The organism is Hyphomonas sp. L-53-1-40, assembly GCF_000682775.1.
Taxonomy (GTDB): Bacteria; Pseudomonadota; Alphaproteobacteria; order Caulobacterales; family Hyphomonadaceae; genus Hyphomonas.
This window is the reverse complement of the sequence record NZ_AWFI01000019.1, coordinates 85951-108562: the sequence shown is the minus strand read 5'-3', so window position 1 is coordinate 108562 and position 22612 is coordinate 85951. Positions and strand designations below refer to the sequence as shown.

At 59.0% G+C, this 22612-nt stretch carries 26 protein-coding genes; 18 read left to right on the top strand and 8 right to left on the bottom strand.

Features of this window, described 5'->3' with window-relative positions; all coding sequences use genetic code 11:
- Nucleotides 1-48 precede the first annotated feature (48 nt).
- Complete coding sequence (locus tag L53_RS14640; protein WP_034817043.1) at nt 49-987, bottom strand: nitronate monooxygenase family protein; 939 nt, start codon at nt 985-987, stop codon at nt 49-51.
- 95 nt (nt 988-1082) lie between these two features.
- Between L53_RS14640 and L53_RS14635 the strand changes: the two genes are divergently transcribed.
- The 7 genes from L53_RS14635 (at nt 1083) to rpoN (ending at nt 6327) form a co-directional block, all read left to right on the top strand.
- Nucleotides 1083-1535, top strand: coding sequence for a GNAT family N-acetyltransferase (locus L53_RS14635; protein WP_051608019.1), 453 nt, complete (start codon nt 1083-1085; stop codon nt 1533-1535).
- Between the two features lie 6 nt (nt 1536-1541).
- Nucleotides 1542-2024: a YaiI/YqxD family protein gene (locus L53_RS14630; protein ID WP_034817040.1), complete on the top strand. Its 483-nt coding sequence runs from the start codon at nt 1542-1544 to the stop codon at nt 2022-2024.
- A 68-nt stretch (nt 2025-2092) separates the two neighbouring features.
- On the top strand, nt 2093-2707 hold the full coding sequence (locus tag L53_RS14625; protein ID WP_034817038.1) for a ribonuclease D: 615 nt from the start codon (nt 2093-2095) through the stop codon (nt 2705-2707).
- Nucleotides 2708-2795: 88 nt separating this feature from the next.
- Entirely contained in the window at nt 2796-3470 is a 675-nt protein-coding gene (locus L53_RS14620; RefSeq protein WP_051608018.1) for a hypothetical protein, read from the top strand.
- Nucleotides 3457-3978 carry an LptA/OstA family protein gene (locus L53_RS14615; protein WP_051608017.1) on the top strand — a complete coding sequence of 174 codons (522 nt, stop codon included), beginning with the start codon at nt 3457-3459 and terminating at the stop codon, nt 3976-3978. Before L53_RS14620 ends, L53_RS14615 begins: the two co-directional genes overlap by 14 nt.
- Before the next feature lie 98 nt (nt 3979-4076).
- The gene (gene lptB, locus L53_RS14610; protein WP_034817035.1) at nt 4077-4811 is read left to right on the top strand and encodes an LPS export ABC transporter ATP-binding protein; all 735 of its coding nucleotides are present in this window, start codon (nt 4077-4079) and stop codon (nt 4809-4811) included.
- A 22-nt stretch (nt 4812-4833) separates the two neighbouring features.
- Nucleotides 4834-6327, top strand: coding sequence for an RNA polymerase factor sigma-54 (rpoN, locus tag L53_RS14605; RefSeq protein WP_199285735.1), 1494 nt, complete (start codon nt 4834-4836; stop codon nt 6325-6327).
- Nucleotides 6328-6330: 3 nt separating this feature from the next.
- Here the strand turns inward: rpoN and L53_RS14600 are convergent, their stop codons facing one another.
- The 3 genes from L53_RS14600 to L53_RS14590 form a co-directional block, all read right to left on the bottom strand.
- Nucleotides 6331-7122 carry a S1/P1 nuclease gene (locus L53_RS14600; protein WP_034817033.1) on the bottom strand — a complete coding sequence of 264 codons (792 nt, stop codon included), beginning with the start codon at nt 7120-7122 and terminating at the stop codon, nt 6331-6333.
- A gap of 87 nt (nt 7123-7209) precedes the next feature.
- On the bottom strand, nt 7210-8046 hold the full coding sequence (locus tag L53_RS14595) for a ribokinase (RefSeq protein WP_034817031.1): 837 nt from the start codon (nt 8044-8046) through the stop codon (nt 7210-7212).
- The gene (locus tag L53_RS14590) at nt 8043-8966 is read right to left on the bottom strand and encodes a nucleoside hydrolase (RefSeq protein WP_034817030.1); all 924 of its coding nucleotides are present in this window, start codon (nt 8964-8966) and stop codon (nt 8043-8045) included. Before L53_RS14590 ends, L53_RS14595 begins: the two co-directional genes overlap by 4 nt.
- Before the next feature lie 86 nt (nt 8967-9052).
- Here L53_RS14590 and cdd point away from each other — a divergent pair, with 86 nt between their 5' ends.
- On the top strand, nt 9053-9460 hold the full coding sequence (gene cdd / locus L53_RS14585; protein WP_233347866.1) for a cytidine deaminase: 408 nt from the start codon (nt 9053-9055) through the stop codon (nt 9458-9460).
- On the opposite strand, the gene L53_RS16615 is transcribed toward cdd, so the two are convergent.
- Together L53_RS16615 and L53_RS14575 are read right to left on the bottom strand one after the other, a co-directional pair.
- Complete coding sequence (locus L53_RS16615) at nt 9457-10005, bottom strand: thioesterase family protein (protein ID WP_051608016.1); 549 nt, start codon at nt 10003-10005, stop codon at nt 9457-9459. The genes cdd and L53_RS16615 overlap by 4 nt on opposite strands.
- A gap of 281 nt (nt 10006-10286) precedes the next feature.
- On the bottom strand, nt 10287-11468 hold the full coding sequence (locus tag L53_RS14575; protein ID WP_034817029.1) for a hypothetical protein: 1182 nt from the start codon (nt 11466-11468) through the stop codon (nt 10287-10289).
- Between the two features lie 224 nt (nt 11469-11692).
- Here L53_RS14575 and L53_RS14570 point away from each other — a divergent pair, with 224 nt between their 5' ends.
- Both L53_RS14570 and L53_RS14565 read left to right on the top strand, forming a co-directional pair.
- Entirely contained in the window at nt 11693-12586 is an 894-nt protein-coding gene (locus L53_RS14570; protein WP_034817027.1) for a stearoyl-CoA 9-desaturase, read from the top strand.
- Nucleotides 12587-12782: 196 nt separating this feature from the next.
- Nucleotides 12783-13544: a vWA domain-containing protein gene (locus L53_RS14565; RefSeq protein WP_034817025.1), complete on the top strand. Its 762-nt coding sequence runs from the start codon at nt 12783-12785 to the stop codon at nt 13542-13544.
- A gap of 117 nt (nt 13545-13661) precedes the next feature.
- Here L53_RS14565 and L53_RS14560 read toward each other — a convergent pair whose 3' ends face one another.
- A complete protein-coding gene (locus L53_RS14560; protein WP_034817023.1) occupies nt 13662-14441 on the bottom strand; it encodes an SDR family NAD(P)-dependent oxidoreductase in 780 nt (259 codons plus the stop codon).
- Between the two features lie 65 nt (nt 14442-14506).
- On the opposite strand from L53_RS14560, the gene L53_RS14555 reads away from it, so the two are divergent.
- Entirely contained in the window at nt 14507-14908 is a 402-nt protein-coding gene (locus tag L53_RS14555) for a YkvA family protein (RefSeq protein WP_034817021.1), read from the top strand.
- A 4-nt stretch (nt 14909-14912) separates the two neighbouring features.
- Nucleotides 14913-15566 carry a lysoplasmalogenase gene (locus L53_RS14550; protein WP_156947943.1) on the top strand — a complete coding sequence of 218 codons (654 nt, stop codon included), beginning with the start codon at nt 14913-14915 and terminating at the stop codon, nt 15564-15566.
- On the opposite strand, the gene L53_RS14545 is transcribed toward L53_RS14550, so the two are convergent.
- On the bottom strand, nt 15563-16399 hold the full coding sequence (locus L53_RS14545) for a TauD/TfdA family dioxygenase (RefSeq protein WP_034817019.1): 837 nt from the start codon (nt 16397-16399) through the stop codon (nt 15563-15565). The two genes, L53_RS14550 and L53_RS14545, sit on opposite strands and share 4 nt — an antisense overlap.
- Before the next feature lie 136 nt (nt 16400-16535).
- Between L53_RS14545 and L53_RS14540 the strand changes: the two genes are divergently transcribed.
- The 6 genes from L53_RS14540 to L53_RS14515 all read left to right on the top strand — a co-directional run bounded on the left by L53_RS14540 (nt 16536) and on the right by L53_RS14515 (nt 22597).
- Nucleotides 16536-17699: a phosphoserine transaminase gene (locus L53_RS14540; protein ID WP_034817017.1), complete on the top strand. Its 1164-nt coding sequence runs from the start codon at nt 16536-16538 to the stop codon at nt 17697-17699.
- A 10-nt stretch (nt 17700-17709) separates the two neighbouring features.
- A complete protein-coding gene (locus L53_RS16610) occupies nt 17710-18102 on the top strand; it encodes a contact-dependent growth inhibition system immunity protein (protein ID WP_051608014.1) in 393 nt (130 codons plus the stop codon).
- Between the two features lie 4 nt (nt 18103-18106).
- Nucleotides 18107-19702 (top strand): phosphoglycerate dehydrogenase, encoded by a 1596-nt coding sequence (gene serA, locus L53_RS14530; protein WP_034817015.1) that lies wholly within the window; start codon nt 18107-18109, stop codon nt 19700-19702.
- A 112-nt stretch (nt 19703-19814) separates the two neighbouring features.
- Nucleotides 19815-20402, top strand: coding sequence for a flavodoxin family protein (locus tag L53_RS14525; protein WP_034817013.1), 588 nt, complete (start codon nt 19815-19817; stop codon nt 20400-20402).
- A 67-nt stretch (nt 20403-20469) separates the two neighbouring features.
- On the top strand, nt 20470-21051 hold the full coding sequence (locus L53_RS14520; RefSeq protein WP_034817011.1) for an acyloxyacyl hydrolase: 582 nt from the start codon (nt 20470-20472) through the stop codon (nt 21049-21051).
- 79 nt (nt 21052-21130) lie between these two features.
- Complete coding sequence (locus L53_RS14515) at nt 21131-22597, top strand: NAD(P)/FAD-dependent oxidoreductase (RefSeq protein WP_034817009.1); 1467 nt, start codon at nt 21131-21133, stop codon at nt 22595-22597.
- The last annotated feature ends 15 nt before the right edge of the window (nt 22598-22612 follow it).

The following is a 22612-nucleotide window of genomic DNA, read 5'->3' as shown; positions in this document are numbered from 1 at the left end:
TAATGCCGTTTAGCGATAAATCACGGCAAAAACCAGACCGGTCGCGGCCTATTTCGGCAGGCGAGCTACGACTTCATGATACTCGGCCAGGGTTTCTTCGAGGATTTGAGCGACGGGCTTGACCGCGTGAATCCGCCCTGCGACCTGTCCCGTAAGGGCAATTCCCGCTTCGAGGTCTCCGTCGAAATAGACTTTCTGTGTCCCGGCAAATTCTCCGAAAATATTCTCTACGCCTTCCTTCAGGATGCGTTCTGTACGCTCCGTACTCAAGGCGCGCAGTGCGGGCCCCGGACCTGATCGGTTCAGGAATACGGTGTCGGTCGCATCCGCAGCAAAGATCGCGTCTTTCCAGTTCTGGTGCACCGGGCTCTCTTCCGAAGACAGGATACGCGTCCCCATCAGAACACCTTCCGCGCCAAGCGCAAAGGCAGCGGCCATACTGCGTCCGTCGGTTATGCCCCCTGCTGCGACCACGGGAACATTCACATGTTCGCAAACCAGCGGGATGAGAACCATCGATGCAACATCTTTCGGGTTCTTGAAGCCGCCCCCTTCCCCGCCTTCGACAATCAAGCCGTCCACGCCAGCTTCAATCGCCCTTAGCGCGCCCTGAAGCGATGGGACGACATGGAACACGGTGAGGCCTGCCTCCTTCAGCATCGACGTGTACTTCATCGGGTCGCCCGCAGATGTCGTGACGAACTTGATGCCCTGATCGATGATGAAGTCGACAATGTTCGGGTCACGCACGAAAGCCTGGGCAACATTCACACCAAACGGTTTGTCCGTCAGGTCATGCATCTTGAGGATTTCCTCGCGGATCGCATCCAGTTCGCCGGAGGACGTCTCGATGATGCCCATGCCACCAGCATTCGAGAAGGCCGAGGAGAGTGGCGCGCGGGCGATCCAACCCATCGCAGCCTGAATGACGGGTTTCTCGATTCCCAGCATTTCGGTGATGCGGGTTTGGACTGGTGCTGTTGCCATGTGACTTCCTCCATTTTGCCGATAAAAGAGGGGGGAATGGCGAGGCCTGCAAGCCCTTGCCTTGCGTCAGTGCCTGCGGGCGGGAGGACTTGCCAATGATCTTGAGACCGCCACGCCTGAACGAATTGCCATACTTGTCGGACCTGTGCCTGCGATCAAAGGCGGTGTGGGACTATGACGACGCCATGCTAGACGCATTCCAGGGCGAACTCACGCTGACTGAAGACGACCTGGAATCAGACGTCATCATTGTGGCGGAGGATTTGCGCGGTGTGGCAGGGGTAGCTCAACTATCTTTTGATGAAACCGGATCGAGCTATCTGGACAAACTATTTGTCGAGCCGGTCCGGCTCGGCGAAGGCACCGGAAAGATGCTGTATGTCTGGGCGTGCCGCTATGCACAGGATTCGGGGGCAAAGGAGATGGTGATCGAGGCCGATCCGGATGCGGCGCCCTTCTATGTCCACATGGGCGCAGAGCCCGCCGGAGAAGCCGAGTCTGGCTCCATTCCAGGACGTTTCCTGCCCCGTCTGGTGCACAAGCTGTAGTCTCGCATGTCTGACACCCAGCCGCCCCCGCTACAAATTCTCGTCGATGCAGATGCGTGCCCCGTCAAGGACGAGATATACAAGGTTGCACTACGCCATGACACGGCTGTGGTGATCGTTGCCAATTCCTACATCCGCATCCCCGAGCACAGATTGGTCAGCCGCAAAATCGTGTCAGACGGCTTCGATGCGGCCGATGATTGGATTGCGGAAGCGTCCACGCCAGAGTCGGTCGTCATCACAGCGGACATCCTGCTGGCCGACCGCGCCCTGAAGGCGGGCGCAGCCGTCATTTCCCCGAATGGAAAGCCCTTCACGGATGCCTCAATTGGCAATGCCGTGGCCGTGCGCGCAATTCATTCCGATCTTCGTGCAGGCCTCGGCGACGGCATCGCCCGCGGACCTGCCCCCTTCTCCAAGTCGGATAGGTCGCGCTTTCTCTCCGCCTTGGACGCAGCCCTCGTCGCGCTGAAGAAAACCGGCAGCTAAGTGTGAGCCGATTGTTTCCGGAGCGCGGAGATACTTGCCCTTAACGCCTGAAGTGCTAGAGCCTCGGCATGAACGGCATTACTCTTCACAAGGGCGACCTGCCCGCTGGTATCGACTTTGGCCCTGTTGTGGCGGTGGATACCGAGGCAATGGGCCTGAACCTGTTGCGCGACAATCTCACGCTCGTCCAACTTTCGTCCGGGGATGGCACGGCCCACCTGGTACAGCTGGACCGGGACTATAACTGCCCGAACCTCAAAAGAATCCTGACCGACCCGAAAGTGCTCAAACTGTTCCATTTCGCGCGGTTTGACGTATCGATGATGAAACGCTGGATGGGCATCGATTGCGCGCCGATCTGGTGCACCAAGATCGCCTCGAAGCTGGCGCGTACCTATACGGATCGCCATGGCCTGAAGGACGTCGCACGCGAAATCGCAGGCGCTGACATGTCCAAGGCCCAGCAAAGCTCAGACTGGGGCTCAGCCGAACTGACCGACGCGCAACTCCAGTATGCCGCCTCTGACGTGCTTTACCTGCACAAGATCAAGGACGGGCTGGAAGCCATGCTGAAGCGCGAAGGCCGGCTGGAACTGGCCGAGGCCTGTTTTGCATTCCTGCCAATTCGCGCGACGCTCGACTTGTCCGGGTGGGCAGAAACCGACATTTTTGCGCATAGCTGACATAGTCGTCATGCCTTCGCCGCTTTTGTTTCGGAGCATGGGCCGCTAAACGATTACTGTAGTTAAGAAAACAGGCAACCGCGTATCCATGGACGCCGTCAAGCATCACGATCCGGCATCATTATGGGCTCCGCGGCGCCAATTGACGCTGGACCAGGCCCGCAAGCGGTCTCAAGGCGTGCGCCTGTTACGCCTCGCCTTTTCGGCTTGCGCGGCCATCTCGATTGGCTTGTTTCTTGGATATATTGTGCGCAGCGCTATCGCGAAGGATGCGACACCTGTCCAGGTGGCACAGGGTGAAACCGTCACCATGCTCAATCCGCGTTTTTCAGGCCGGGATTCGGTCGGGCAGAGCTTCAACATCACGGCAGATGCGGCGCGACGGCGCCAAACCACCGGTACACTGGTCGATCTCGTCAATCCTGTTCTGTTGGACCAGACTGGAAGCGAAATCCGCGCACCATCGGGGATGTATGACCGTGATGCCGGAATTCTGGAACTGTATGAGGATGTCCGCATCGCGGATGCCAATGGATTCACCTTCATGACATCTGGCGCGCGCGTGTTCGTCGATGAGGGGCGCGTCGAAGGTCTTTCGCCATTACAAGGCAGAGGGCCTCTTGGCGATATCAGCTGTGACTCGTATGAAGTTCTGGAAGATGGCAACCGCGTCATCTGCAAAGGCAATGTCAAAACGGTGCTCTACCCTGCCCCGGAAGACACAAATGAAACGATTGAAGGTGAGACAGATGGCTCTCAATAGAATTCTTGTTTCGCTGACCGCTCTGGCAGCCTTCGCAATGCCGGCCGCCGCGCAGATCTCTTCTGAAGGCGGCCCGATCTACATCAATTCGGAACGTACCGAGAGTCTGGAGCGCGAGCGCAAGGTGCTGCTGATCGGCAATGTCGATATCCAGCAGGGCGATGCCCGCTTGCGCGCGGATACGGTGACCATGATCTTTGCGGAAAAGCCGGCTGGCACGACGCAATCCACCAGCGTCGGCGGCGGTTTCGGCCAGGTCAAGACAATGATCGCCGAGGGCAATGTCTTCTACATCACGGCAGATATGAAGGCCAAGGGCGATCGCGGCGTATATGATGCGGCCAGCGATATCATCACCATGACCGGGAATGTGGCCCTGTTGCGCGAGCGCGACGTGGCCGAAGGCGCCGTATTACGGGTCGAGATCGGCAATCGCCGGACAACGCTGGACGGGGGTGACGGACGCACCCGAATGGTGATTGATCCGGACAATCAGTCAGGAAACTGAAAAAATTTTGGCGCGCACGTGAAGCCGATCTTAAGTATGTAAGGTTAAGCCTGTTTCCGGGTGGCAATATCCCAGTAGATTGAGGGAATTCAGAAAAGATGACGGATTCGGCCGAAGGCCTTGTCGTAAACAGCATTGCCAAGTCTTTTGGTAAGCGACAGGTCGTGCGGGATGTGTCTCTGAGCCTTCAACGTGGGGAAATTGTCGGCCTGCTTGGACCCAATGGGGCCGGCAAGACGACCTGCTTTTACATGATCATGGGCCTGATCGGCGCGGATTCCGGATCGATTTCCATCGATGGCGAAGACGTGACCCGTTTACCCATGTACCAGCGCGCGCGCCTTGGCGTGGGCTATCTTCCACAGGAAGCCTCGATCTTTCGGGGCATGACCGTGGAAGAAAATGTGATGGCCGTCGCGGAACTGGTCGAAAAAGACCGGGCAAAGCGTATGGCACAGGTCGATAGCCTGCTCAGCGAATTGCATGTGGAACATCTTCGTGGCCAGGCAGCCACGTCGCTATCCGGGGGCGAACGCCGCCGGGTGGAAATTGCCCGTGCGCTCGCATCGCGTCCAAGCTTCATGCTACTGGATGAACCGTTCACCGGTATCGACCCGCTCGCCATTTCCGACATTTCCGATCTTGTCCGCTATCTCAAGCAGCGCGGCCTTGGTGTTCTGATCACGGACCACCAAGTGCGCGAAACCTTGCAGATCGTCGACAAGGCCTATGTGATGTATGAAGGTGAAGTCCTGTTTGATGGTACGCCGCAAGACGTGCTCACCAATGAGGATGTACGCAGGGTCTATCTGGGTGAGCAGTTCGCCGCTTAGGAAAAAGGCGCGGGCTTTGGGAATGAAACAGTCACTCGACATGCGCCAGGGCCAATCCCTGGTAATGACGCCGCAGCTTCAGCAGGCGATCAAGCTGTTGCAACTGTCAAACCACGAACTGTCGGAATTCGTCGAAGCGGAGATTGAACGCAATCCCCTGCTCAACAAGGCCGAAGAAGAAGGTGGCGCGGAAAGCGACGCCCCGAGAACGGAAAATCGCGAACAACTTTCGCTGGATGACACATCTGGCCTCGGCGCGGCGCGCGAGCAACTCGATGCACCGGGTGAAGACGTCTATGAACCGGGCACAGGTTCGGATGCGGCGATGCCAGCCGGAAATTCCGGGCCATCGGCCACAACCGATTGGTCCACCGCCAGCAGCGGCGGCGGATCTGGGGAAGACTTCGACTATACCGCCAATATAAGCTCCGAAATATCCCTTCACGAACATTTGCATACGCAGCTGAACCTGGCTGGCCTTTCAGCCGCCGACCGACTGATCGCGGCCCGCCTGATCGACGAAACCGACGACACGGGATATCTGCGTGCCGATCTGGAGGAAGTCGCCACCGCGCTCGGCGCTGACATCGCGAATGTGGAGGCCGTATTGGGTGTATGCCAGGGCTTTGATCCAACAGGCGTGATGGCGCGCTCGATACCGGAATGTCTGGGCTTGCAACTGCAAGAGCGTGGCCGATATGACCCTGCCATGGAAGCCATGGTCAAAAATCTTCAACTCGTTGCCAAGCATGACCTGAAAGGCCTCGCGGATATCTGCGGTGTCGACAAGGAAGACCTGCTCGACATGATGACCGAGTTGCGCCAGCTGTCACCGAAGCCGGGTTCGAGCTTTGCCGGCGATGCATCGGTCGCGGTGACACCGGACGTTTATGTACGCGAAATGCCCAACGGCATGTTTGCCGTCGAGCTGAATTCAGAAAACCTTCCGCGTGTCCTGATGGACAAGGCCTATTATGCTGAAGTCACAGCCTTGCCGATGCGCGACAAGGAAAAGGAATTCATCTCCGAATGCGCCGCATCGGCCACATGGCTGATCAAGTCGCTCGACCAGCGCGCCCGCACCATCCTGAAAGTCGCCAGTGAAATCGTCCGCCAGCAGGACGCCTTCTTCGCGCATGGCGTCGCACACTTGCGGCCGTTGAATCTGAAGCAGGTCGCAGACGCGATCGAGATGCACGAATCCACGGTCAGTCGCGTGACAACGAACAAGTACATGTCGACCCCGCGCGGGCTGTTTGAACTGAAATACTTCTTCTCCGCCTCAATCCCTGCAACAGGTGGCGGCGAAGCACATTCAGCCGAGGCAGTCCGCCATAGGATCAAGAATCTCATTGAGAACGAGAAGCCTGATGATGTGCTGTCGGACGACCAGATCGTCGAAATCCTGACAGGCTATGGCGTGGATATCGCCCGCCGCACCGTCGCGAAGTATCGCGAAAGCCTCAACATCCCGTCCAGTGTCCAGCGCCGCCGCATCAATCGCGCGAGCGCCTGACCCCTATTCAGTCTCCGGGACCGGCTCGAACATCGCGTTCAGATAGGCCGCAAGGCGCACACCGCCCTTGCTCATCTGCTGGTTCAGGATTGGCCGCGCCATATAGGCGTAGTCGTAGGACAGGATTTCCGATTCCGGATAGATCGTGTCGCGAATGGCGGCGCTCTCATCGGCCCATTGTCCGGGCGTGGCCGCGCCCCACTCGCCCAGGTCAGTCGGCGTGATTTTCTGAACCAGCCAATTGGCCCATTCGGTATAGGAGAGCTCTTCATACTGAATGAGCTTCTCGTCCCAGACCTCGTGCAAATTCGACATTTCCTCGAAGAAGACGACATCGACCCAGTTCCCGCCCCGATCGGTGCCGTTGCCGGCATGGAGCGGCTGCTGGAGGTCCCCGACAAGGTGCACAATGAACCGAAGTGCCAGCTGGCGCTCCTCAAGAGACGCGGCAGGATCGAGCACGGTGGCCCGAAAATTTGCAAGCGCCGTGATGGCGTCTCCGTTCGCAGGAGGTGTCACCTCCTCATAGGTCTGCCCTTCAGGGATCGTGACATAATGCCAGGGATTGGCTTCCGAGCGCCAGAAGGAGTCTGGATTGGAACGCATATAGTCTGGCCAGTCGGCAGCCTCGGCAAGACCTTCGGGTCCGAGAATGTCTTCGATAGCTGTTGCAGCGGGTTCGCTAAGATAGGTCGTCGCGACCTCCCCCACGATGCGGTGGCCGGTCTTGCCCCAGGCTGAGGCCGGAAGGGCGAGCGCCGTCACCGCGAGCGCGCCGGCAATCAATCGAAACATGGGGAAACCTCCAACCATCAAAACCTAATTCCAGAAAGCCCTAGCGCGGCCATGCGTCAATTGCATGAAGACGCCTGCGCCCGCCAATCAGAGATATGGATCGAGATCGACACGCTTCGGCAAACTCGGCTGCGCGCCGGGCTTCGTACATGCAACAGCGCCCGCAGCCACCGCGAACTCCAGCGCCTTCTGAGGAGACTGGCCCTCGATCAGGGCCACGGTCAGCGCCGCGGTGAACGTGTCCCCGGCTCCGACCGTGTCGACCACGTTCACTTTCGGGGGTAACGCCTGAGCGATCTGCTTGCCATCTTTCCAGAGCGTTGCCCCGTCACCGCCAAGCGAGATCGCAACATACGCATCCAACTGGTGTAACGCCCCGCCATAAAAGGCCGCTTCGGTCTCGTTCACGCTGATCAGGTCCGCTTCAGCTAGCAATGCGTCGGGCACGACCATGGCCGGAGCAAGGTTCAAGCTTACGAATCCGGTGGCCTTGCGCGCTGCTGCAAGCAACGTGTCTGCGCTGACTTCCAGAACCCCCATCATGTGTTCAATCTCGACGAATTCGACATCAGCAGGGCGCAACACGGCATTCGCGCCGGGGCAGACCACTATCTGGTTCTCGCCATCGGCAGACACCGCGATCAGCGCGACGCCCGTTGTTTCCCCATTCACGTGTTGGACTCCAGACAGGTCCACGCTGCCGGCCTGCAACAGCTTCAATGCTTCCTCTGCCATATCGTCCGCGCCGACAGCCCCCACCAGACGGACATCCGCGCCCAGACGGCGCGCCGCCAAAGCCTGGTTCGCGCCTTTGCCGCCGGGATGGCGGGCAAGCGTGGCGCCCGTCACCGTTTCCCCCGGCCGAGGCAAACTCGCGCCCGTCGCGACGATATCGAGATTGATAGATCCAACAATCGTGATCATGATGTCTCCAGCAAATCCTTCACCAACAAAAAGAAGCCCGCGGCATCCGCCTTGGTGATCCAGGTATGGCGACCCGTTTCCAGTTTGGACGGCCGGGTCTGTCCGAAACGCGCGCCCGATTCTGTTTCAACCGTCACGTCAGCCCTTCGGCCCTCGAACAAATGCGGCGCAAGCAGGAATGCGATTGTGGAGGGATCATGCATCGGCGTGCGCTTGCCCTTCCATTTCTGTTCCAGGGCGTTCGCCGCTTCCAGTAGCTGGACCATGATGCGCGGCCGGTCGCCCTCCAGTGTGCGGAAGGGAGCCAGATGGGAGTCGAGCGCCCGGACCTGATGCGTCACATCCAGAGAGAGAATTGTGGCTGACGTCTCGCTCCCCAGAACAACAGCCGCCGCATGGGGGTCTGCAAAGACATTGAACTCGGCAAAGGGCGTGATATTGCCGCCCTCGCTGTCAGCGCCGCCCATAAGGACCAGTTGGTCAATACTCTCCGCAATATCCGGCGCCATGATCAGCGCTGTCGCGAGATTGGTCATCGGCCCTGTCATCACGATCGACAGGCCCTTCGGCCCGGCGGCGCGAAGCATGTCGATCAGCGCGTTGACGGCATGCGCTTCGGCCAGCGGCGTTTCCGGCGCAAACGGTTCAAGCCCGGCAATCCCGCTTTCACCATGGAAATCCTCCGCAGTGACCGGCGTGCGCACCATCGGACGCGGGCACCCGGCATATACGGGGACCTCCCTGCGGTCCATCAAGTCGCACATCATGCGCGCATTCCGGCTGGTCAGATGAAGCGGCACGTTGCCGGCAACGGTCGTGATGGCACGTATGTCCAGATCTGAACTGGCCAGCGCCATCATCAACATGACGGCGTCATCCACACCGGGATCACAATCAATTATCAGGGGAATACGGGACATGGCGCTTCGCAGGATTCGGCAATCAAGTGACAAGACAGGCGACAATGCCTAAGCAGGAAGCCCGCACTTGGCCAGAGGATACCTGCGTGACCGACCCGTCCCCTTCCCTGATTGACCGACTTCAAGCTGCCGCGAGCGCCGCGCGTGAACAGGCCCACGCTCCCTATTCCAAATTCAAGGTTGGCGCCGCCGTCTTGGATGAACAGGGCAGGATTTTCGCGGGCTGCAATGTCGAGAATGCGGCCTATCCATTAGGAACGTGCGCTGAAGCGGTCGCCCTGGGTGCCATGGTGGTTTCGGGCGGAAAGACTTGCTCGCACGTGCTGGTAATAGGCGGGGACGGAGACCTTTCGCCATGCGGTGGCTGCCGCCAGCGTATTGCCGAATTGTGTGGTCCGGACTGCATCGTCTACGCGGTAGCAGCGGACGGGACCGCCCTGAAAGAGTGGAAGATGGCAGATCTGCTCCCAAACGCCTTTTCGTTTGATCGCTAGGTGCTTCTTTCCGCGTTCCGCGCAGCGTCTTTCGCCTGCAAGTCTGCGATCGCGTCAAGATAGCGCTGGCTCAGCTGCGGGCTTTCGAGGTTGAGCCCCATTGCTTCGAGCGCCATTTGCGTGTCCACCTTTTTCCGACCTCGCCCCACCAGCCGCGCCACCATGCGGCTCTCCGCAATCAGCTTGCCCTTGCTGTGAAACTGATGACGGAAACAAATATAGCAGTCAGCCCACCCAACCAGTTGCGTCGTCAGTTCGAATTTCTGCGGGAATTTCATCATCCGATAGAAGGTGATGGACTCGTGCTGGATGATCGGACTCCAGCCGCGCTTGCGATACGTCATCAGCGCACCGGTACGGCCCATATAGTTCATCGTGCCGAGATCGGTGAACGAGGAATAGCGCGAATTGGTCATGTGACCCAACGGGTCCTGGTCACCTATCCAGACGGAGGAGCGGACTGTATGAACATCCATCAGTCCGGTCCGCTTTTTCGTGAAGAAAGCCGGAAGGAAAATGCGAAGAAACCTGAAGAACAGATTCATGGACTTACTCTAACCCGTGGACGCGTATCATGGTAAACAGAGAATTCGCTCTCAATCACCAGATCACGCTACGTAACAACTGCACCTTTGCTCTGAACTTCCTGCAAGAGAATGAAGAGCGCCGGTACGACCAGCTTTCGCAAGTCGCAGGCCAGAAACGTAGTAAATGCTCCGCAAGACAGAAAAAAACCGGCACATTCTGTGCCGGTTTAGTTCAGATGGAGAAGCACCATGTCGTTGCTTCAATAGTTCTATGCGTGACACGCAGAAGAGTTCATTTTTCAGGAAATGTCTTGGTTAACGCTTTCAGGTTCGGCGTTTACTTGCGACCTGCCATACAGGATCAAAAGCGCGACCAGACCGATCGACGTGCCCTGACTGGAAAAAAGTTCAAGCATGAGCGCGAAGAACCAGCCCGGAATCGATGTGCGGGTCTGCGCTTCAACGAGAATGTCTCCCGAGCCCGTGCCCAGCAGTTCCGCATTTGCGGTCTCAATTCGAGCCAGCAGGTCATCGCGCCGGCGCGCCAGTCCGAGTTCATTCTGTGCATCTCGGTACGGCTTCTGGTGCGTCCGCCCAACCCGCTCGACCTCTTCTATATAGGCCTCCAATCCATCGACTGATCGGGTTTCTGGAGGGATGCCTTCCAACTGGCGCCGCCAGTCAGCGATTTGGGTGGTGAGTACGTCCCGGTTTGAACCAGCCCGGACAAGCTCTGCCTCGGCGGCCTGATTGTTGGCGGCGATGTACATTTGCGTGCCAACGATAGAAGTGCCCCCTCCAGCAAGGGCAAACAGCAAGGCACGCACACCCTCTTTCATTCGGTGGTTGGCCGAATGCCAATAGAAGAAAGTGAAGCCACCGAATGAAATGATCGCCGCGATCACGCCGGTCCATCCCCAGACGCCCGACTGAAGCGGGTCTGCAACGGATCTGGAAAAGGCTTGATAGTTCGCGAAACCGGAGAGGCCCGCTGCCGCCAGGCCTGCCCCGAGAAAGACAAGGGCCAGCAATGTGATGATGATCTTCTCGCCTGTGTGACGACCCTGACGCGCCGCCTTGCGGGCTTGTTTGCGCTCCAGTCGTAATTCGGCGTCGGACCGGACCCGCTGCCCCTCCCCCAATTGCATCACTCTCGGCTCGGCGCGAACGACCGCGTGGGTTGCCCGGATCGGCGCTTCTGAGAATTCAGCATCCATGATGGCGGGCGCTCGGGCTTCCTGGGTCAGCTCGCCGCTTTCAAGCGCGCGAACAAGCTCCCGGAACGAACCCGATTGTCCACAATTGGCGCAATGGAATTTCTCCGTCAGCTGGTTCAGTGTGAGGCTGTTGTCGCCAGCCTCAATACAGTCCCGGGTCAGGGGGCACGTACTTTTGAGTTCAGCCTCATCCTGACTGGAATCCAGATCCAGTCCCAGGTCCCGAAGGCGTTGCAGATCAAATTGGCGACGATCGTCTGCCATGCAGCGCCTCCCATACCAGCCCGGCATATGTTCCTGACGTGTTCTAGCGGGTTAGGAGCCAGTTCGTCACCCCTGCACCGCACGTTTCGGTCACAAGCCCGTCAACCATGCGGTTCCATCTTTACGACAACAGCTTTGAGGCCTTAAGTCTGTATTAATTCAGTCCGCTGGACACTCAGGAAAATCAAGGCCCACAGGATGTGAGGCTCTCAGGAGGACACTCAATGACGCTGCCGCGTTCGCTCGCCATTCCCAAGACGTGGAAGAATTTCAATTATGCGAGCTTCTTTTCAGCCTTCGGCTATCCGGCACTCGGCCTGGCGCTGTTCATCACCATGATCGTGCTTGGCGTTGCCCTGAGCCAATTGACCTTCCATTGGTGGTACGTTCCGCTGGCCATCGCCGTGATCGGCGCATCGATCTTCGTTTGCAATGCCGGCATCGGGCCGCTTCACCGCATCCTTCAACATCGCGCAGGCGAACTGGCCATGCCCGGCCAGATCGTGACCATGATCAATCTCGTGATTGCCATGCAGGGCAATGTGAAGGACTGGGTGAACTATCACTCCCAGCACCATCGCTTTTCAGACAAGCCCGGTGATCCGCACAATCCGTTCGAGTCCAAGCGCTGGGCCTGGGTCGGCTGGATCCTTTGGCGTGACCATCGCGACACTCAGCGCCCTCTGGCAATGTGGTTGAAGAACCAGCCAGCTGTAGTGTGGATGGACCGCTTCTATAATGAGATCAGCCTCGTCGTTCATCTTGTGATCCCGGCCGCGATCTATCTGATCGTCTGGGCCGCTGGTGGCTCATTGCTGCTAACTGCGCTGATCCATGCATCGGTTGTGATTGGCCGCGCCATTCAGTTCCACGCCACGGTCTATGGCATCAACGTGCTGGGCCATCTGAAAACCCCAATCTGGGCTGACCATATGATGGCGCTGTTGACAGGCGGCGAAGCCTTCCACGACCATCACCACGACCAGCCCATCAGCGCGCTGCACCGTCCGCGTCGCGGCGTCTGGAATCGGATTGTCGACTATAATGGCACGATCCTTCTGGCCATGGAAAAGATCGGGTGGGTGCGGAATCTGAAAATCGCGCCCCAGTTCGCCTAAATTTCCAGCTCGGAAATCTTACGCCTATAGCAGCCAATATGAACAGCTGCTCATATTCACCGGGTGCGGACAGTCGTTCGCACCCGATTTCCTTTCTAACAACGCGTTAATGCCACATGTGTGCCCGATTTCGCCCGGAGATTAACATGCATCAGGCCGGGTGGCCCGATGTAGATTTCTGGACAGGGACGCACGCATGAAAAAGCTCATCACAACACTCGCCGCCGGCGCAGCCGCCATCGCCCTGATGGGGCCAGCCTCCGCCAAGATACCCGCACCGGAGCCGGACGATGATCCGGGGGCGGTGCATTCCTACATCCTGCTCGACCGCACCGGCTCGATGAGCAGCATCTGGGATGAAGCCCTCACATCCGTGAATGCCTATGCCGCGAGCGTCGGCGAGGCCGATGAAGGAGAAATCGAGGGTAGCGACATTAAAACCGATGTGACGCTCGCCATCTTCGATTTTCAGGAGAGCATGCAGTTTGATGTCTTGCGCGAGAAAGTCGGTGCCGAAGACTGGACGGATGTTACCAATGAGGAAGCCAATCCGCGGGGGATGACACCCCTGTTTGACGCGATTGGCCGGATGGTGTCGCTGGCCGAGGCTGACGATCCGGAAAAGGCTGTGATCGTGATCATGACGGACGGTCTGGAGAACTCATCTCGTGAGCTTACCCGCGATGGTGCCAAGGCCGCGCTCGACAGGGCCGAGGCAAAAGGTTGGGAAGTCGTCTTCCTCGGCGCAGAATTTGCCCGCTTTGACGATGCCGAAGCCGTTGGTGTTTCCGCCGCGAAAACAATGGCGGTAGGCCAAGGCTCAATGCGAGACTCCATGTCGGCACTGGCCAAGAAATCCCGCGCCTATGGCAAAGGCGAGGAAGCAGAAATCATCTTCAATGACGAAGATCGCGCGATTGCTGACGAGGAAGGCGTAAAACAACGCAAGGGACAGTAAAGGGGACGACCGGGAGCCGGGCTCCCTTTCCGTCCTCGTAGCCCGCTTCCATTAAAGAGGCCCGCCCCCGAGAACCGGGAGCGGGCCTTTGAAGCGTGCTGAGACGGCGTGAGCCGATCAGCGCGGAGCCATGCGAATGGCACCGTCGAGGCGAACGTCTTCGCCATTGAAGTAGCCATTGCTGAGCATCTCACATGCGAGTGACGCATATTCGTCCGGGTTACCGAGACGAGCAGGGTTTGGCACCGAAGCGGCAAGCGCCTGTTTCACATTGTCAGGTGCGCCCTGCATCAGCGGGGTGTTGAAGATACCCGGCAGGATCGTGTTGACGCGGATCAGTTCGCGAGCAAGGTCGCGCGCGATTGGCAGGGTCATGCCAACAACACCGCCCTTGGAGGCGGAGTAGGATGCCTGGCCCATCTGACCGTCTTCAGCAGCAACAGACGCCGTGTTCACGATTGCGCCGCGCTCACCGTCGATCGGATCCAGCGTCATCATACCGGCCGCAGACTTTGCAATGCAGCGGAAGGTGCCGACAAGGTTGATCTGGATAATCATGTTGAACTTGTCGAGCGGGAAATGGGTGATCTCACCTGTTTCCCGATTACGGCTGGCCGTCTTGATGGCATTGCCCGTACCGGCGCAATTGACGAGGATGCGTTCCTGGCCAATAGCAGCGCGGGATTTTGCAAAACCGGCATCCACAGACTCTTCGTCAGTCACGTTCACCTTGCAGAAAACGCCGCCGAGTTCCTTGGCGAGAGCTTCGCCCTTCTCCTCATTCAGATCGAAAAGAGCGACTTTCACGCCCTGCGATGCCAGCTTACGGGCGGTTGCAGCACCAAGGCCGGATGCGCCACCTGTAATAACGGCAGAGATATTCGAGTTCAGTTCCATGGGCTGCTGCCCTCCCTTGTTTTTGTTGATACACTGCTGGTCTATAGTGCTGACAGGAGTTCGCAATGTCTGACGCAGCGGAAATTATCAACATGGTCGAGGACGCCGATGGACGGTTCACACCGCAATCGGTCGAGCGCCTTGAACGCGACACGAGAGGGCTCGTGCCCAAGCTGCTGCGCGTTGCGGGAAAGATACCGTTCGCGGATGACCTTGCGGCAGCTTATTTCGCCGCGCGCGATCCGAATACACCGTTGAAGGCAAAAGGCGTTCTGTTTGCCGCAGCCGCCTATTTCGTGATGCCGATCGACTTGCTGCCGGATTTCCTGGCCGGGCTCGGTTTTACAGATGACGCAACCGTGCTGGCCACGGCACTGGGTATTGTCGGCATGCATGTGAAAGACGTGCATCGCGGCATGGCGCGACGCCTGCTTCGCCTGCCGGAACCGGTCAAGCGCGCAGACTGATCCGGTGACACTTCCAACTGGCGTCCTGCTCACATCGATGGTCCTCGGCGTCCTGTACGGCACGGCCTTCTGCTGGCGACCGCACAACCTGCTCAAGCTGATCGTGAAAACCGGCTCCACCGCCCTGCTGGCGCTGTGGGCATATTTGCTGGGCGGCCCAGTCCTGCTGGTGGCCGGGCTGGCCCTCAGTTCTCTTGGTGATTTCTTCCTTGAGGCCGACGAAAATGACAAATTCCTTCTGCCTGGCATGGGCGCGTTCTTTGCCGCGCATGTCGCCTATATCGCCCTGTTCTGGGCGCTGCCCCAGGCCGACCGGACCCTGTTGATCCTCGCAGCACAGATTGGCCTGATCGCCTGCGGGGTTGTTTTCATTCGCTGGCTGGCGCCGTGGGTCACAAAGGACATGCGCCTGCCGGTGATCGGATATGGCGGCATCATCCTGATGATGGGCGCTGCCGCCCTGAGGCTCGAGCCCGCTTATCTTCTTGTCCTGCTGGGCGCGCTCATGTTCATCGCGTCAGATGTGATCCTGTCGTTTCAATTATTTGTCAGGCCAGCGGACGCGCCGAAACCCGCCCTGCCCTCTATCGCGCTCTGGTTTCTCTATTATGGCGGTCAGGCCCTGATCGCCTGGGGCGTGCTCAGCAACCTCGCCTAGCGCGGCTTGTCACCATTGATCGTCGCCCGGCGCATATGACGGCGATGGCCGTGATAATCATTCAGCGCATAATGCCAGACACAGCGATTGTCCCACATGGTCACGTCGCCCTCCTGCCAGCGCACGCGGCACGTATTGCGCTCTTCCCGTGACAGGTCGAACAGATAGTTGAGCAGCGGCCGGCTTTCCTTCCGGCTCCAGCCGGCAAAGCGCAGCGTGAAAGCCGGGTTGATGAACAGGCCCTTGCGTCCCGTTTCCGGATGCGTGCGGATAACGGGGTGTTCGTATTCCGGCGCATCGGGCGCGGCTTTGGCGTCCATCGACTGGCGCACGGCAGCGGAATAGCCATCCGCGCCGTATTCCTTGCTGGCCGTATGGATGGCGGTCATACCTTGCAGCGTGGCCTTCAGCCCATCGGACAGCCGATCATAGGCGGCCTGCTGGTCAGCGAATAATGTGTCCCCACCATAGGGCGGCACGTCGATGGCGTGCAGGACCGAGCCGAGCGCTGGCTCCTCAAGGAAGCTCATGTCGGAATGCCAGCCGCCACCGAAATTGGTTTTCTCGTCCGGCTCCTTGATGATCTCCATGAGTTCCGGATGGTCATCCATCCCCTTCACATAGGGGTGAATGTTCAGCGTGCCGAAGCGGCGGGCAAAATCCTTCTGCTGGTCTGGCGACAAACCGTGCTGGCCGCGCAGAACAATCACCTTGTGATCCAGGAAAGCCTGATGGATCTCATCGAAATCGGCATTGGACAGCCCAGCGAGCAGGTTTGCTCCATGGATTTCGGCACCCAGAGTGCCCGACAGGCGGTGAATGGTGAGGGTCATGAGCCGAAGTGAAGCACCCCGCTACACCAGACGCAATAATGTCATTTGCGCGTCCCATGGAAATGTGAGACAGACGCGGCGGGCCAGGCGCCCCCAACGGTGCCCAGCCTATCTGTGAGGATAGGAGTAAAAACAGATGACGAATGTCGCCAAACCCGGCGTGCTGCCAGCATGCCCGCACTTTTCTTCCGGTCCGACTGCAAAGCGTCCCGGATTTTCCCTCGAAAAACTTGAAACCGCCGCTCTTGGCCGCTCGCACCGTTCCGGTGATGCGAAGAAGAAGCTGAAAGCCGCGATTGACCGGTCGAAAGCCATTCTCGGTATTCCGGACGATTATCGCGTGGCCATTGTGCCTGCGTCCGATACCGGTGCCGTCGAGATGTGCATGTGGTCCATGCTGGGCGCAAAGCCCGTGGACGTGTTCGCCTGGGAAAGCTTCGGCCAGGACTGGGTCACCGATGCCACCAAGCAATTGAAGCTGCCTGAGTGTGAGACATACGGCGCCGACTATGGCGAGCTGCCGGATTTCTCCAAGGCGCGCGATGATGCGGACATCATTTTCACCTGGAACGGCACGACCTCTGGTGTGCGCGTGCCGAATGCAGACTGGATCAAGCCGAACCCGGACCGTGTCGTGATCTGCGACGCGACCTCTGCCGCCTTCGCGCAGGACATTGAATGGGCCAAGCTCGATGTCGTGACCTATTCCTGGCAGAAATGCCTTGGCGGGGAAGCGGCCCACGGCATGCTGATTCTGTCACCGAACGCCGTCCGCCGTCTCGAAACCTATACGCCGGATCGCGCCCTGCCGAAGCTGTTCCGCATGACCAAAGGCGGCAAGCTGAACGAGGACCTCTTCGCAGGCGCCACGATCAACACGCCAAGCATGCTGTGCGTGGAAGACTATCTGCAGGCGCTCGACTGGTGCGAAAGCCTCGGCGGCTGGAAGGGCATGAAGGCCCGCTCCGACGAGAGCCTTGCGCATCTCACGGACTGGGTCGCCAAGACAGACTGGGTCGACTTCCTTTGTCCGGATGCGGATGTCCGCTCCAATACGGGCGTAACCTTCAAGATAGTCGATCCCCGCGTGGCCAACCTGGATGAGGACGCCCAGCGCGCCTTCGTAAAGACGATGATGAAACGGCTCGAAGCCGAGAATGCCTGCTTTGACGCGGCTGGATACGCCAAGGCCCCTCCGGGACTGCGCATCTGGTGTGGCGGCTCGGTTGAGCCATCCGACGTCGCCAAGCTGACGCCCTGGCTTGACTGGGCCTTCGCCCAGGAAGCTGCAACACTCTGAGGATTACCCAATGGCAACGCTCGAAGAGCTTTCTGGCTCACGCTGGCCCGATCCCGAGTCGGATGCGACCCCGCTTGTTCGAAAGTGTGCGAAGTACGTCAAAACTGATGTATCCATGCTCACTAACGAAGGTGTTCGCTTGCTGGTCGGTCAGCGGATTCATCTGAAACATCTGCTTCCCGTGGCCCTTGGACGATTGATGTCGGACCCTTGGCTGGAAGGCGATATGTATCCCGGCGATCTTTTGAAGAACGTTGTCGGTTGCGCGGAAGAACCTGAAGCTCTGAATTTTCGAAGCCAAATTGAAGACGTCGCAAGAGCAGCTCTTGCTGCAGACATTCCCGAATTTATGCCTGACGAACTCATGTCAGGACTCCTGAAGATACTGAAAAGAGAAAATTAGACCAATGCCCAAAGTCCTCATCGGAGACAAACTCTCTCCCGCCGCCGTGGAAATCTTCCACGCGCGTGGCATCGAAACCATCACAAAGACCGGTCTGAACACGGAAGAACTGATCGCGGAGATTCCGGAATATGACGGCCTCGTCGTCCGCTCGGCCTGTAAGCCGAATGCGGACGTCATCGCCGCCGCCAAGAACTTGAAAGTCATCGGCCGGGCCGGTATCGGCGTCGACAATATCGACATCAAGGCCGCCACCGCCAAGGGCGTGGTCGTGATGAACACGCCCTTCGGCAACGCCATCACGACGGCCGAGCACGCCATCGCCATGATGTTCGCCGCCGCCCGCCAGATCCCTGCGGCGAATGCCGAGACGCAAGAAGGCAAATGGCCGAAATCCGGCTATATGGGCACCGAAGTTTCCTACAAGACGCTCGGCCTGATCGGCTGTGGCAATATCGGCAGCCGTGTTGCCGAGCGCGCCATCGGCCTGAAAATGAAGGTCGCTGCCTATGATCCGTTCCTGACCGACGAACGCGCTGTGGAACTGGGGGTAGAAAAGGTTGAACTCGAAGACCTCCTCACCCGCGCAGACGTCATCACACTGCACGTTCCGCTGACGGAGCAGACCAAGAATGTTCTCTCCCGCGAAGCGCTGGAGAAGACAAAGAAGGGCCTGATCCTGGTCAACTGTGCACGCGGCGGCCTTGTCGACGAGGAAGCCGTGAAAGACCTGCTCGAAAGCGGGCATATCCAGGCCGCTGCCTTTGACGTGTTCGCAGTAGAGCCCGCCAAAGACAATGTTCTGTTCAGCACGAAGAACTTCATCGCTACGCCGCACCTTGGCGCGGCAACGGCCGAGGCACAGGAGAACGTCGCCCTGCAGGTCGCCGAACAGATGTCGGACTATCTGCTCTCCGGCGCAGTGACCAACGCTCTCAACATGCCGTCGATCACGGCCGAGGAAGCTCCCCGCATCAAGCCTTTCGCGGCGCTGGCGGAAAAGCTCGGCAGCTTTGCAGGCCAGATTTCGGATTTCGGCTATGATGAAGTCGTCATCGAATATGAAGGCGAAGTCGCTGACCTCAACCGCAAGCCGCTGACGGCGGCCCTGCTGGCTGGCATGCTGCGCGCCTCGCGCGGTGATGTGAACATGGTGTCTGCGCCAGCCATCCTTGCCGACAGCGGCGTCAAGCTGACCGAGACCAAAACCGAGGACAGCCCGGTCTATGACAGCCTGATCCGCGTCAAGGTGAAAACCAAGGCGACGAAGAACGCCCCCGAGGGCGGCTGGCGCACGCTGGCCGGCACGATCATCGCCGGTCAGCCCCGCATTGTCGAAGTGAAGGGCATGGCGCTGGAAGGCGATTTCTCGCCGGTCACGCTCTACGTCAACAATCTCGACAAGCCGGGCTTCATCGGCGCGCTCGGCCAGTTGCTCGGCGAGGCCGGCATCAACATCGCCACCTTCCATCTCGGCCGCACGGCGGCCGGTGAAGAGGCGATTGCCCTGATTGGCATTGATGCGGTGCCACCCGCAGACATGATGGAGACGCTCGAGGGCCTGCCCCAGGTGCGTTATGCGAAAGTGCTGACCTTCTAGCAATTCAGGCCGGCTTTCATACCGGACTTGCATAAATCCTATTCGAATGGGGCGGGCTGATCCGAGGGATCGCCCGTCCTATTTGCTCCTTTCAACACGAAAGGACATCCTCATGACCAAGATCGCGATCGTATATCACTCCGGCTATGGCCACACGGCCAAGGTTGCCGAACACGTGCGCAAGGGCGCCGCAACCACCGACACCGAGGTCACGCTCTACAAGGCCGAAGACCTTGCCTCCCCTGAGGCTGGCCCTTGGGACGAGCTGGCTGCGGCCGACGCCATCATCTTTGGCGCGCCGACTTATATGGGCTCCGCCTCAGCGCCGATGAAACAGTTCATGGATGCCTCTTCCAAGGCCTGGTTCACCGATGCCTGGAAAGACAAGATCGCCGCAGGTTTCACCAATTCCGGCTCTCTGTCCGGCGACAAGTCCGGCACGCTCGCCCAGTTCGCCACCCTCGCCGCGCAACAAGGCATGATCTGGGTGAATTTCGGCATGAAGTCCGGATTCAATGCTTCGGGCCACGATTTCTCGGAAGCGCTCAACCGCGCTGGGCATTCCAATGGACTCGCCACACAGGCCCTCACCGATCTATCCGCCGAAGATGGGCCCGATGCGGCTGATCTGAAGACGGCGGAATTGTTCGGTGAACGTGTCGCAAATGCCACCCAACGCTGGGCGCGAGGAAAAAGCTGACGGAACGCGCTTGACGGTGCCGCATTGACTTCCATCTTTGTGTATTAACGTTAATTCGGGGTAATGTATGAACCGCGCCGCCATTTTGCTGTTTTCCGCCACAACCGTCTTCGCCGGATCCGCGCAGGCTGATATTCTGAGCGAAGCCCGGCTGGGCGTCATGCAGGAAAATATCTGCGTCACCGACTGCAACAATGCGAACAAGGAGCCCGGCCAGAACATCAGCGCTGAGCTCCTTTTCACATCTCCGGAGTTTCTGGACCTGATCTGGAGTCCCAAGCCCTATGTGATGGGCAGCCTGAGCACCAACAGCAATACAAGCTTTGGCGGCGTGGGATTGCATTGGTCCTTCCCCTTCTCGGACAAATGGTCCTTTGAACCGAGCGTGGGCTATGTGCTGCATGATGGCGAACTGAACAGCCCCTTCCCGCAAGGTAGCCCGGAAGGTGATGCGTTCACCGAAGACCATGTCCTGCTCGGGTCACGCGACCTGTTCCGCACCACGTTTGGTCTGCACTACAAGATCAACGAGGTTTGGGGCGCAGAACTGCTCTATGAACATCTCAGCCACGGCCAGATTCTCGGCAATGGCCGCAATCAGGGCCTGGACAATATCGGCGTGCGCATCTCCTACAAATTCGACGGCTAAGGCTCGCGCTGCGGAACCCCTTGCGAAACGCAGGCATCGTGACACTCTTCTCCCATAAAAATAATGGGAGGATACACGTATGCCGGACAAACATATCGTCATCATCGGCGCTGGCCTGGGCGGACTGACCGCCGCCATCAAGCTGCAGGAAGCCGGCTACGACTTCACGATTCTGGAACAGGCAGATCGGGTCGGCGGCACTTGGGCGCAGAACACGTATCCGGGATGTGCTTGCGACGTGCCCGTCGCCGCCTACCAGCTCTCCTTTGCGCAGTCGATGAACTGGACGCGCGTCTACCCGCAGCAGCCCGAAATTCAGGCCTATGCCGAGGAGATCACCGATCGTTTCCAGCTGCGCCCAAACCTCCGCCTGAACGAGGCCGCAGAGAAAGCCGTCTGGGACGAAGGCACAAAGACATGGACCGTCACGACCGCAAAGGGCGACACGCTAGAGGCGGATGCTGTGATCGGCGCGCTGGGTCAGCTCAACCGTCCCTTCTGGCCGGATATTCCCGGCAAGGACAGCTTCAACGGCCCGGTCATGCATTCAGCCGCGTGGGACCATTCGGTCGATCTTGAGGGCAAGCGGATCGCCATTGTCGGCTCTGCCGCCAGCGCGGTGCAGATCATTCCGGAAGTTGCCAAGACCTGCGCCAAGGTCGGCGTGTTCCAGCGCTCGCCCAATTGGGTGATCCCGCGCAATGACCGCTTCATTGCCCCGGAAGAAATGGCGCTGATGTTCACCCTTCCGGAAAAGGCGATGGAGTTCGCGGAAATGAACCGCAAGCTGATCTATGAGAATGCTGACTATTTCTTCTGGCAGGCTTTCCAGTGGACACCTGAAGGCCGGGCCCATTTCACGCGGCTGGCCACTGATCACCTTCAGGAGCAGGTCCCTGATGAAGAGATGCGCAAGAAGCTGACGCCGGACTATCCGGTCGGCTGCCGCCGCATCTTGATTTCAGACGACTATCTCACCACGCTGATGGAACCGAATGTCGACCTTGTCACCGAGCACATCGCGGAGATCGTGCCGGAGGGCATCAAGACGGTAGACGGCAAAGTGCATGAGTATGACGTGATCGCCTTTGCCACAGGGTTCGAAACGACGGGCTGGCGCTGGTCTGTCGACGTGGTCGGCCGCAATGGCGTGACGATCGCAGATCAGTGGGACGACGGCCCGGAAGCCTATCTCGGCATCACCGTGAACGGGTTCCCGAACCTCTTTGTCCTCTACGGCCCGAACACCAATCTCGGCCACAACTCCATCACCTTCATGCTGGAACGCCAGGTCGAATACACGATTCTGGCCCTGCAAGCGCTGGAAGAAAAAGGCGCCGCCGCCCTCGTTCCGACCGAAGCGGCCCAGGCGGCCTTCAACAAGGATCTTCAGGCACAGCTCGGCAAGACGGTCTGGGCCGATCCGGCCTGCAACAGCTGGTACAAGACCGGCTCCGGCAAGATCACCCAGAACTGGGGCGGCCACACCCGCGCCTATGCCGACGCCGTCGCCGAGGTGAAGCTGGAGGATTACGAGCTGGTGTAAGGGGCTTGATGGGGA

Excerpts from the sequence above, each read along its gene's own strand:
- rpoN (WP_199285735.1), top strand. The coding sequence starts at position 4,834 with ATGAAACAGTCACTCGACATGCGCCAGGGCCAATCCCTGGTAATGACG.
- serA (WP_034817015.1), top strand. The coding sequence starts at position 18,107 with ATGCCCAAAGTCCTCATCGGAGACAAACTCTCTCCCGCCGCCGTGGAA.
- L53_RS14635 (WP_051608019.1), top strand. The coding sequence starts at position 1,083 with ATGATCTTGAGACCGCCACGCCTGAACGAATTGCCATACTTGTCGGAC.
- L53_RS14545 (WP_034817019.1), bottom strand. The coding sequence starts at position 16,399 with ATGACCCTCACCATTCACCGCCTGTCGGGCACTCTGGGTGCCGAAATC.
- L53_RS14525 (WP_034817013.1), top strand. The coding sequence starts at position 19,815 with ATGACCAAGATCGCGATCGTATATCACTCCGGCTATGGCCACACGGCC.
- L53_RS14520 (WP_034817011.1), top strand. The coding sequence starts at position 20,470 with ATGAACCGCGCCGCCATTTTGCTGTTTTCCGCCACAACCGTCTTCGCC.
- L53_RS14555 (WP_034817021.1), top strand. The coding sequence starts at position 14,507 with ATGTCTGACGCAGCGGAAATTATCAACATGGTCGAGGACGCCGATGGA.
- L53_RS14625 (WP_034817038.1), top strand. The coding sequence starts at position 2,093 with ATGAACGGCATTACTCTTCACAAGGGCGACCTGCCCGCTGGTATCGAC.
- L53_RS14630 (WP_034817040.1), top strand. The coding sequence starts at position 1,542 with ATGTCTGACACCCAGCCGCCCCCGCTACAAATTCTCGTCGATGCAGAT.
- L53_RS14560 (WP_034817023.1), bottom strand. The coding sequence starts at position 14,441 with ATGGAACTGAACTCGAATATCTCTGCCGTTATTACAGGTGGCGCATCC.
- L53_RS16610 (WP_051608014.1), top strand. The coding sequence starts at position 17,710 with ATGGCAACGCTCGAAGAGCTTTCTGGCTCACGCTGGCCCGATCCCGAG.
- L53_RS14565 (WP_034817025.1), top strand. The coding sequence starts at position 12,783 with ATGAAAAAGCTCATCACAACACTCGCCGCCGGCGCAGCCGCCATCGCC.
- L53_RS14540 (WP_034817017.1), top strand. The coding sequence starts at position 16,536 with ATGACGAATGTCGCCAAACCCGGCGTGCTGCCAGCATGCCCGCACTTT.
- L53_RS14640 (WP_034817043.1), bottom strand. The coding sequence starts at position 987 with ATGGCAACAGCACCAGTCCAAACCCGCATCACCGAAATGCTGGGAATC.
- L53_RS14600 (WP_034817033.1), bottom strand. The coding sequence starts at position 7,122 with ATGTTTCGATTGATTGCCGGCGCGCTCGCGGTGACGGCGCTCGCCCTT.
- L53_RS14590 (WP_034817030.1), bottom strand. The coding sequence starts at position 8,966 with ATGTCCCGTATTCCCCTGATAATTGATTGTGATCCCGGTGTGGATGAC.
- L53_RS14615 (WP_051608017.1), top strand. The coding sequence starts at position 3,457 with ATGGCTCTCAATAGAATTCTTGTTTCGCTGACCGCTCTGGCAGCCTTC.
- L53_RS14595 (WP_034817031.1), bottom strand. The coding sequence starts at position 8,046 with ATGATCACGATTGTTGGATCTATCAATCTCGATATCGTCGCGACGGGC.
- L53_RS14575 (WP_034817029.1), bottom strand. The coding sequence starts at position 11,468 with ATGGCAGACGATCGTCGCCAATTTGATCTGCAACGCCTTCGGGACCTG.
- L53_RS16615 (WP_051608016.1), bottom strand. The coding sequence starts at position 10,005 with ATGAATCTGTTCTTCAGGTTTCTTCGCATTTTCCTTCCGGCTTTCTTC.
- L53_RS14570 (WP_034817027.1), top strand. The coding sequence starts at position 11,693 with ATGACGCTGCCGCGTTCGCTCGCCATTCCCAAGACGTGGAAGAATTTC.
- L53_RS14515 (WP_034817009.1), top strand. The coding sequence starts at position 21,131 with ATGCCGGACAAACATATCGTCATCATCGGCGCTGGCCTGGGCGGACTG.
- lptB (WP_034817035.1), top strand. The coding sequence starts at position 4,077 with ATGACGGATTCGGCCGAAGGCCTTGTCGTAAACAGCATTGCCAAGTCT.
- L53_RS14620 (WP_051608018.1), top strand. The coding sequence starts at position 2,796 with ATGGACGCCGTCAAGCATCACGATCCGGCATCATTATGGGCTCCGCGG.